Genomic DNA, 7848 nt, shown 5'->3' with positions numbered 1-7848 from the left:
CCTGAAGCGGAAACGCTTCGGGGCTTTTTTGTGTATATACTTGTCGGGAATGATTGCTTCAGTATACAATAATGTAACTTGAGCTGCTTTTAGCGATATTTCAGACAATATTCATGATGAATATAATTGCTTTGAATGAAAAAGTTGCTATATTTGGGCGGTTTTAAAAAACTCATATAAATGCAGTAATCTTTAATAAATATAAAATCATCATGGAAAACAAGATTCAAGAGCTAACTGATAAAATCTACCGTGAAGGGGTGGAAAAAGGAAATGAGGAAGCTCAACGCCTTGTGAGCGAGGCTCAGGTTCAGGCGGAAAAACTGATTGAAGATGCAAAAAAGCAAGCTGAGTCTATATTGGCTGAAGCAAAGAAGACAGCCGACGAATTGAATGAGAATACTAAATCAGAATTGAAACTTTTTGCCGGACAAGCTGTAAATGCATTGAAGACGGAAGTAGCAAACTTGTTGACTAATCAAACAGTTGAAGAAACGGTAAAAGGATTCACAGCTGACAAAGAGTTCCTTTATAAATTTATTTTGGCACTGGCTGAAAAATGGTCGGCAAATGAACCGATTGAAATCTCGGTGAAAGATGCGGACGGTCTGAAAAAATATTTTACAGCTAAGGCAAAAGCTTTGCTGGATAAAGGGGTAACTATTAATCAGGTGAACGGAATGAAGATGTTATTCTCTATTTCACCTGCGGATGGTTCCTATAAAGTAAATTTTGGAGAGGAAGAATTTGAAAACTATTTCAAGGAATTCCTTCGTCCTCAGTTAGTCAAAATGTTGTTTTAATCCAGTGGCATGAGCAACTATTATTATCTGGTAGCTGGTTTGCCGTCTGTGTCATTGGATGATGGCAAACTGAGTTATACCGTTGAAAACTTTAAATCTGAACTTTATCCTTCTCTGTCTGATAAAGACAAAAAGCTGATTGATTTGTTTTACCTGAAATTTGATAATATAAATCTGTTGAAACTTTTAAAAGACAAAGATTCAGGAATTGATGAACGAGGTAACTTCTCGGCAGAAGAATTGCTGCTTCTGATAGAGGCTGTTCGCCAGGGAGATGCTTGCGAGAAAAAGTTCCCTTCTTATCTGTATGATTTCATCGCTTTGTATCTACAAAATTCAGGTGAGGAGCATTTCGTGGCAGAGGAGGCGCTGGCGGCTGCCTATTATGCGTATGCCATGAAATGTGGAAATCGTTTTATAAGCCGTTGGTTTGAGTTTAGTCTGAATGTGAACAATATCCTCTCTGCTTTTATTTTGCGCAAATACAAGATGGAGGTGGCTTCCCGGATTGTGGGAGACACGGAAGTGTGCGAGCAGCTGAGAACTTCGAATGCCCGTGATTTCGGATTGGGAGAGCAACTGGCTTACATGGAAGAATTGCAGCGCATTGCGGAAATGGAGGAACTGGTGGAGCGTGAAAAGAAGACAGACTTGCTGGCCTGGAAATGGCTGGAAGACGAGTCGTTCTTTAATTATTTCACGGTAGAGCGTTTGTTTGTTTTCCTCTTGCAACTGGAAATGATTGAACGATGGATTTCACTGGACAAAGAAAAAGGAAATGAACTGTTCCGCCAGATGATTCAGCATCTGAAGGAAGAGGTACAGATTCCGGAAGAGTTTAGAAAATAGTAAAAATAAAATAGAATGGCAACAAAAGGAACTGTTTTAGGCGTAATCGCCAATATGGTTACATTGACAGTCGACGGTCCGGTGGCGCAGAATGAAATCTGCTACATCTCGACCGGAGGTGACCGCCTGATGGCCGAAGTAATTAAGGTGGTGGGAAAAAATGTGTATGTGCAGGTTTTTGAAAGCACACGTGGACTGAAAGTAGGTGCGGAAGCTGAATTTACAGGCCATATGCTGGAAGTGACATTAGGACCTGGCATGCTTTCGAAGAATTATGACGGGTTGCAGAATGACCTCGATAAAATGGAGGGAGTATTTCTGAAACGTGGTCAGTATACTTATCCGTTGGACAAGGAAAAGAAATGGCTGTTCAAGCCTATTGTAAAAGCGGGTGATGAAGTGGGACCGTCTGCCTGGTTGGGAGAAGTGGAAGAAAATCATCAGCCGTTGAAAATTATGGTACCTTTCCAATTGCAGGGAACTTATAAAGTAAAGTCCATAGTAGAGGAAGGAGAATATACAATAGAAGATACCGTAGCTGTACTTACAGATGCAGAGGGTAATGACATTCCGGTAAATATGATTCAGAAATGGCCGGTAAAGAAAGCCATGACCAATTATAAGGAGAAACCGCGTCCTTACAAACTGCTGGAAACGGGTGTACGTGTGATTGATACAATGAACCCGATTGTAGAAGGTGGTACAGGATTTATTCCGGGACCGTTTGGTACGGGTAAGACGGTGCTTCAACATGCCATCTCCAAACAGGCAGAAGCTGATATCGTAATTATCGCGGCTTGTGGTGAACGTGCCAATGAGGTGGTAGAAATCTTTACAGAGTTCCCGGAACTGGTCGACCCGCATACAGGACGTAAGTTGATGGAACGTACCATCATTGTGGCAAATACTTCTAACATGCCGGTTGCGGCTCGTGAGGCATCTGTGTATACTGCCATGACAATGGCCGAGTTCTACCGTGCCATGGGATTGAAAGTCTTGCTGATGGCCGACTCTACTTCACGTTGGGCACAGGCTTTGCGTGAAATGTCTAACCGTATGGAGGAACTTCCTGGACCCGATGCTTTCCCGATGGATATTTCAGCGATTATTTCTAACTTCTATGGCCGTGCAGGATATGTACACCTGAACAATGGATCGACGGGATCTATTACCTTTATCGGTACCGTATCACCTGCCGGAGGTAACTTGAAGGAACCGGTAACAGAAAATACGAAGAAAGTAGCCCGTTGTTTCTATGCATTGGAACAGGAACGTGCCGACCGTAAACGTTATCCGGCTGTAAACCCGATTGATTCTTATTCTAAGTATTTGGAGTATCCTGAATTTGAAGCGTATATCACAGAACATATCAACGCAGAATGGACGGGTAAGGTGACTGAACTGAAGACTCGTCTGTTGCGTGGTAAGGAAATTGCCGAACAGATTAACATCTTGGGTGATGACGGTGTGCCTGTAGAATATCACGTGATTTTCTGGAAGTCAGAATTGATTGACTTTGTCATTTTGCAGCAGGATGCCTTTGATGAAGTGGATGCGGTAACTCCGATGGAACGTCAGGAAGAAATCGTAAATATGGTGATTGATATTTGCCATACCGATTTCAGCTTTGATAATTTCGTGGAAGTAATGGACTTCTTCAAGAAGATGATCAATATCTGCAAGCAGATGAACTATGCACAGTTCCGTTCTCCGCAATATGTGGAATTCCAGAAACAGTTGCAGGAGCTGGTTGCCGAAAGAAAAGTAAAATAAGTGAAATCAATAAATGGGTAGAAAATGGCGACAAAAGCTTTTCAAAAAATATATACAAAGATTAGCCAGATAACCAAGGCTACCTGTTCGCTGAAAGCAACAGGGGTTGGTTATGACGAACTGGCTATGGTGAACGGCAAGCTGGCGCAGGTGGTGAAGATTGCCGGAGATGAAGTGACTCTGCAGGTGTTTGAAGGTACGGAAGGTATTCCGACCAATGCAGAGGTGGTATTCTTGGGCAAGTCTCCTACGCTGAAAGTGAGTGACCAGCTGGCCGGACGTTTCTTCAATGCTTTCGGTGAACCGATTGACGGGGGACCGGAAGTAGAAGGTACCGAAGTCGAAATTGGTGGTCCGTCAGTGAATCCGGTCCGTCGTAAACAGCCGTCTGAGCTGATTGCTACGGGTATTGCCGGTATCGACTTGAACAATACACTGGTATCCGGACAGAAGATTCCGTTCTTTGCAGACCCTGACCAGCCTTTTAACCAGGTAATGGCGAACGTAGCTCTGCGTGCAGAGACAGACAAGATTATTCTGGGAGGTATGGGTATGACAAACGATGACTACCTCTACTTTAAGAATGTATTCTCGAATGCAGGTGCGCTGGACCGTATCATCAGCTTTGTGAATACGACAGAGAATCCGCCGGTAGAACGTCTGTTGATTCCAGATATGGCATTGACTGCGGCTGAATATTTTGCCGTAGAACATAACCAGAAGGTATTGGTACTGCTGACCGATATGACTTCGTATGCCGATGCGTTGGCTATTGTGTCTAACCGTATGGACCAGATTCCTTCAAAGGATTCTATGCCGGGCTCTTTGTATTCTGATTTGGCTAAAATTTACGAAAAAGCTGTACAGTTCCCGAGCGGTGGTTCTATTACCATCATTGCGGTGACTACTCTTTCCGGTGGTGATATTACTCATGCAGTTCCGGATAATACCGGTTATATCACAGAAGGTCAGCTCTTCTTGCGTCGTGATAGTGACATTGGTAAGGTAATTGTCGACCCGTTCCGTTCATTGTCACGTTTGAAACAGCTGGTAAGTGGTAAGAAGACACGTAAGGATCATCCGCAGGTGATGAATGCGGCCGTACGTCTGTATGCCGATGCGGCGAATGCCAAGACGAAGATGGAAAACGGTTTCGACCTGACCAACTACGACGAACGTGCGCTGGCCTTTGCCAAGGATTATGCCAACCAGCTGCTGGCTATTGATGTGAACTTGAATACGACAGAAATGCTGGATGTAACTTGGGGCTTGTTCAGCAAATACTTCAAGCCGGAAGAAGTGAACATCAAGAAAGAGTTCGTAGATCAGTATTGGAAGAAATAAAATTATAAGACTTTAAAATGGCAATAAAATTTCAGTATAACAAGACCTCTTTGCAACAGCTTGAAAAGCAGCTGAAGGTCCGTGTGCGTACTCTCCCTATCATTAAAAATAAGGAGAGTGCTCTGCGCATGGAAGTGAAACGCTGTAAGGAAGAAGCTGCCGAATTGGAGGAGCGACTGGAAACGCAAATCTCGTCATACGAGCACATGCATGCCCTTTGGAATGAGTTTGACGCTTCATTGGTAAGGGTGAAAGATGTGCATCTGGGTGTGCGGAAGATTGCGGGTGTCCGGGTTCCGTTGCTGGATGAGGTGGAGTTTGATATCCGGCCATTTAGTTTGTTCTGTAGCCCGAAGTGGTATGCCGACGGTATTCATCTATTGAAAAAACTTGCCCAGACTGCCATTGAAAGAGAGTTTGCTCTTGCCAAGCTGGATTTGCTGGAACATGCACGTAAGAAAACGACTCAGAAAGTAAACCTTTTTGAAAAAGTGCAGATTCCGGGCTATCAGGACGCTTTGCGGAAAATCAAACGTTTTATGGAAGACGAGGAAAACTTATCAAAATCCTCTCAAAAGATTTTGAAGTCTATCCAGGAGAAAAGAAAGGAGGCGGAAGAATGATTGCAAAAATGACTCAAGTTACTTTTTTGGTATACCATAAAGAGTATGATTGCTTTTTGAAAAATATCCGTGACCTGGGAGTGGTACATGTAGCCACAAAAGCACAGGGAGGTGCTGAGAATGCAGCTTTGCAGGAAAGTATCCGTTTGTCTGCACGTTATGCTGCGGCTATCAAATTGCTGCAGAGTATGGAAACGGCTTCTGCCGAAGTGCGTGAAGGAGATGCGGCCAAAGGAGAACTAGCTTTAAAGCAGACTGATGAGTTGCTGCAACAGTCACAGCAACTTACGCATCGTGTACAGGCTGCCGAGAAAGAGTTGGCTACGTTGGAACCATGGGGTGATTTTGATCCACAAAATATATCTCGTTTGCGTAAAGCTGGCTATCAGATGGGCTTTTATATTTGCTCCGAAAAGCAGTTTAAGCCGGAATGGGTAGACTTGTATCACGCAACAGTCATCAACCGGATTGGCTCGAAGATGTATTTTGTCACAGTGACAAAAGGAATGGTGTTGCCGGAACTGGAAATAGAAATGGCTAAGTTGCCGGATAGTTCACTTTCAGCCTTACAAGCAAAGGTGACCGATTTGAAAGCACAGCAGACAGCTCTTCAGGAAAAATTGAAAGACTTGGCTGTAACGGTGATTCCTGATTTGAAGGCTGCCCAGCATCAGGTACATTCTCAGATTGAGTTCTCGAAAGTCGTACTCAGCACGGATGCTTTGGCCGACAATAAACTGATGTTGCTGGAAGGATGGATTCCTTCGGAACGTCTGCCGGAAATGACCGAATACCTTCGTACACAGGAGGTATATTATGAAACGGCTGCTCCGACACCGGAGGATGATGTGCCTATCCTGTTGGAAAACAAAGGCTTCTTCAGACTGTTTGAGCCTATCATGCGTCTGTATATGCTGCCGAAATATAATGAACTGGACTTGACACCGTTCTTTGCTCCATTCTTTATGTTGTTTTTCGGTCTCTGTCTGGGCGATTCCGGTTATGGCTTGTTCATGTTATTGGCAGTAACCTCGTATCGTCTGTTTGCCAAGAAACTGAGCGCCTCAATGAAGCCCATCCTGACATTGGTGCAGATTTTAGGAGCTTCGACAATGGTTTGTGGTTTACTCACGGGTACATGCTTTGGATTTAATCTGTATGACATTCAGGTTCCTTTCTTCCAGACATTAAAGGAAACTATTTCGCTGGACAACCAGCAAATGTTCAACCTTTCTCTGATTTTGGGAGGTGTGCAGATTATTTTTGGTATGATACTGAAGGCTGTAAACCAGACTATTCAGTTTGGTATGAAGTATGCGATTGCGACTATTGGCTGGATTCTGATTCTGGTCAGCACGGCAGTGGCTTTTGCAGCTCCTGGACTGATGGCAATGGGGGGAACAGTACATCTGATATTATTGGCTATAGGAGGCTTGATGGCTTATCTGTATAACAGTCCTGACAAGAATATTTTTGTGAATATCGGTTTGGGATTATGGGATAGCTATAATATGGCTACCGGTCTGTTAGGTGATATTCTGTCGTATGTCCGTCTGTTTGCCTTAGGACTTTCAGGTGGCATCCTGGCCAGTGTGTTTAACAGTCTGGCGGTAGGTATGAGCCCGGACAACGTGATTGCTGGTCCGATTGTGATGGTATTGATCTTTGTCATCGGCCATGCCATCAATATCTTTATGAACGTGTTGGGAGCCATGGTACATCCGATGCGTTTGACCTTCGTGGAATTCTTCAAGAATGCCGGATACGAAGGAGGAGGAAAGGAATATAATCCTTTCAAGAATTAATAAACAAAGTATTAAAAACTAAAAAACAAATAATTATGGAAATGAATCTTTTGATTGCCTATATTGGCATCGCAATTATGGTAGGTTTGTCTGGTATTGGTAGTGCGTATGGTGTAACCATTGCAGGTAACGCATCTATCGGTGCATTGAAAAAGAACGACAGTGCATTTGGTAACTTCCTGGTATTGACAGCTCTTCCTGGTACTCAGGGTTTGTATGGATTTGCCGGTTACTTTATGTTCCAGAGTATTTTTGGTGTACTGACTCCGGAAATTACCGGTATTCAGGCTTGTGCTGTATTGGGTTCAGGTATTGGCTTGGGCTTGGTAGCCTTGTTCTCAGCTATCCGTCAGGGACAAGTTTGTGCCAATGGTATCGCAGCTATCGGACAGGGACACAACGTATTCGGTAATACATTGATTTTGGCCGTATTCCCTGAATTGTATGCAATCGTAGCTTTGGCTGCTACCTTCTTGATGGGATCTGCTTTGGCATAATCTTCAGAATCCTTTTTAATTTATTTACTTTGCCCCGCTGCACACTCTTTGTTAGTGTACAGCGGGGACTTTTTTATGTATGATTCTATGGTGGAATATGATTTCGTATCGTATTGAAAAAGAAACATCTCTGTATCTTTTCGTTACTATTGGC

General features: G+C 43.6%; 7 protein-coding genes. All 7 read left to right on the top strand.

The annotated features are described in order from the left end of the window. Window positions 1-212 precede the first annotated feature (212 nt). The 7 genes from WKT20_RS17115 to WKT20_RS17085 are packed head-to-tail and all read left to right on the top strand — an operon-like array spanning window position 213 to window position 7694. Window positions 213-803: a hypothetical protein gene (locus WKT20_RS17115; protein WP_340417787.1), complete on the top strand. Its 591-nt coding sequence runs from the start codon at window positions 213-215 to the stop codon at window positions 801-803. A 9-nt stretch (window positions 804-812) separates the two neighbouring features. Further along, window positions 813-1652 (top strand): DUF2764 family protein, encoded by an 840-nt coding sequence (locus tag WKT20_RS17110; protein ID WP_007560281.1) that lies wholly within the window; start codon window positions 813-815, stop codon window positions 1650-1652. 15 nt (window positions 1653-1667) lie between these two features. Beyond that, window positions 1668-3425, top strand: coding sequence for a V-type ATP synthase subunit A (locus tag WKT20_RS17105; protein ID WP_117702985.1), 1758 nt, complete (start codon window positions 1668-1670; stop codon window positions 3423-3425). Window positions 3426-3449: 24 nt separating this feature from the next. Continuing rightward, window positions 3450-4769: a V-type ATP synthase subunit B gene (locus tag WKT20_RS17100; protein ID WP_007560284.1), complete on the top strand. Its 1320-nt coding sequence runs from the start codon at window positions 3450-3452 to the stop codon at window positions 4767-4769. A gap of 17 nt (window positions 4770-4786) precedes the next feature. Continuing rightward, on the top strand, window positions 4787-5392 hold the full coding sequence (locus tag WKT20_RS17095; RefSeq protein ID WP_007560286.1) for a V-type ATP synthase subunit D: 606 nt from the start codon (window positions 4787-4789) through the stop codon (window positions 5390-5392). After that, the gene (locus WKT20_RS17090) at window positions 5389-7197 is read left to right on the top strand and encodes a V-type ATP synthase subunit I (protein WP_340417786.1); all 1809 of its coding nucleotides are present in this window, start codon (window positions 5389-5391) and stop codon (window positions 7195-7197) included. The genes WKT20_RS17095 and WKT20_RS17090 overlap by 4 nt, the downstream gene beginning before the upstream one ends. 35 nt (window positions 7198-7232) lie before the next feature. After that, window positions 7233-7694 (top strand): hypothetical protein, encoded by a 462-nt coding sequence (locus WKT20_RS17085; RefSeq protein ID WP_022053121.1) that lies wholly within the window; start codon window positions 7233-7235, stop codon window positions 7692-7694. Window positions 7695-7848 lie beyond the last annotated feature (154 nt).

The sequence above is a fragment of the Phocaeicola sp. ICN-14070 genome, assembly GCF_037892625.1.
GTDB lineage: Bacteria > Bacteroidota > Bacteroidia > Bacteroidales > Bacteroidaceae > Phocaeicola > Phocaeicola plebeius.
The sequence above is the reverse complement of the archived record's forward strand: the minus strand, read 5'-3'. Positions and strand labels throughout refer to the sequence as shown.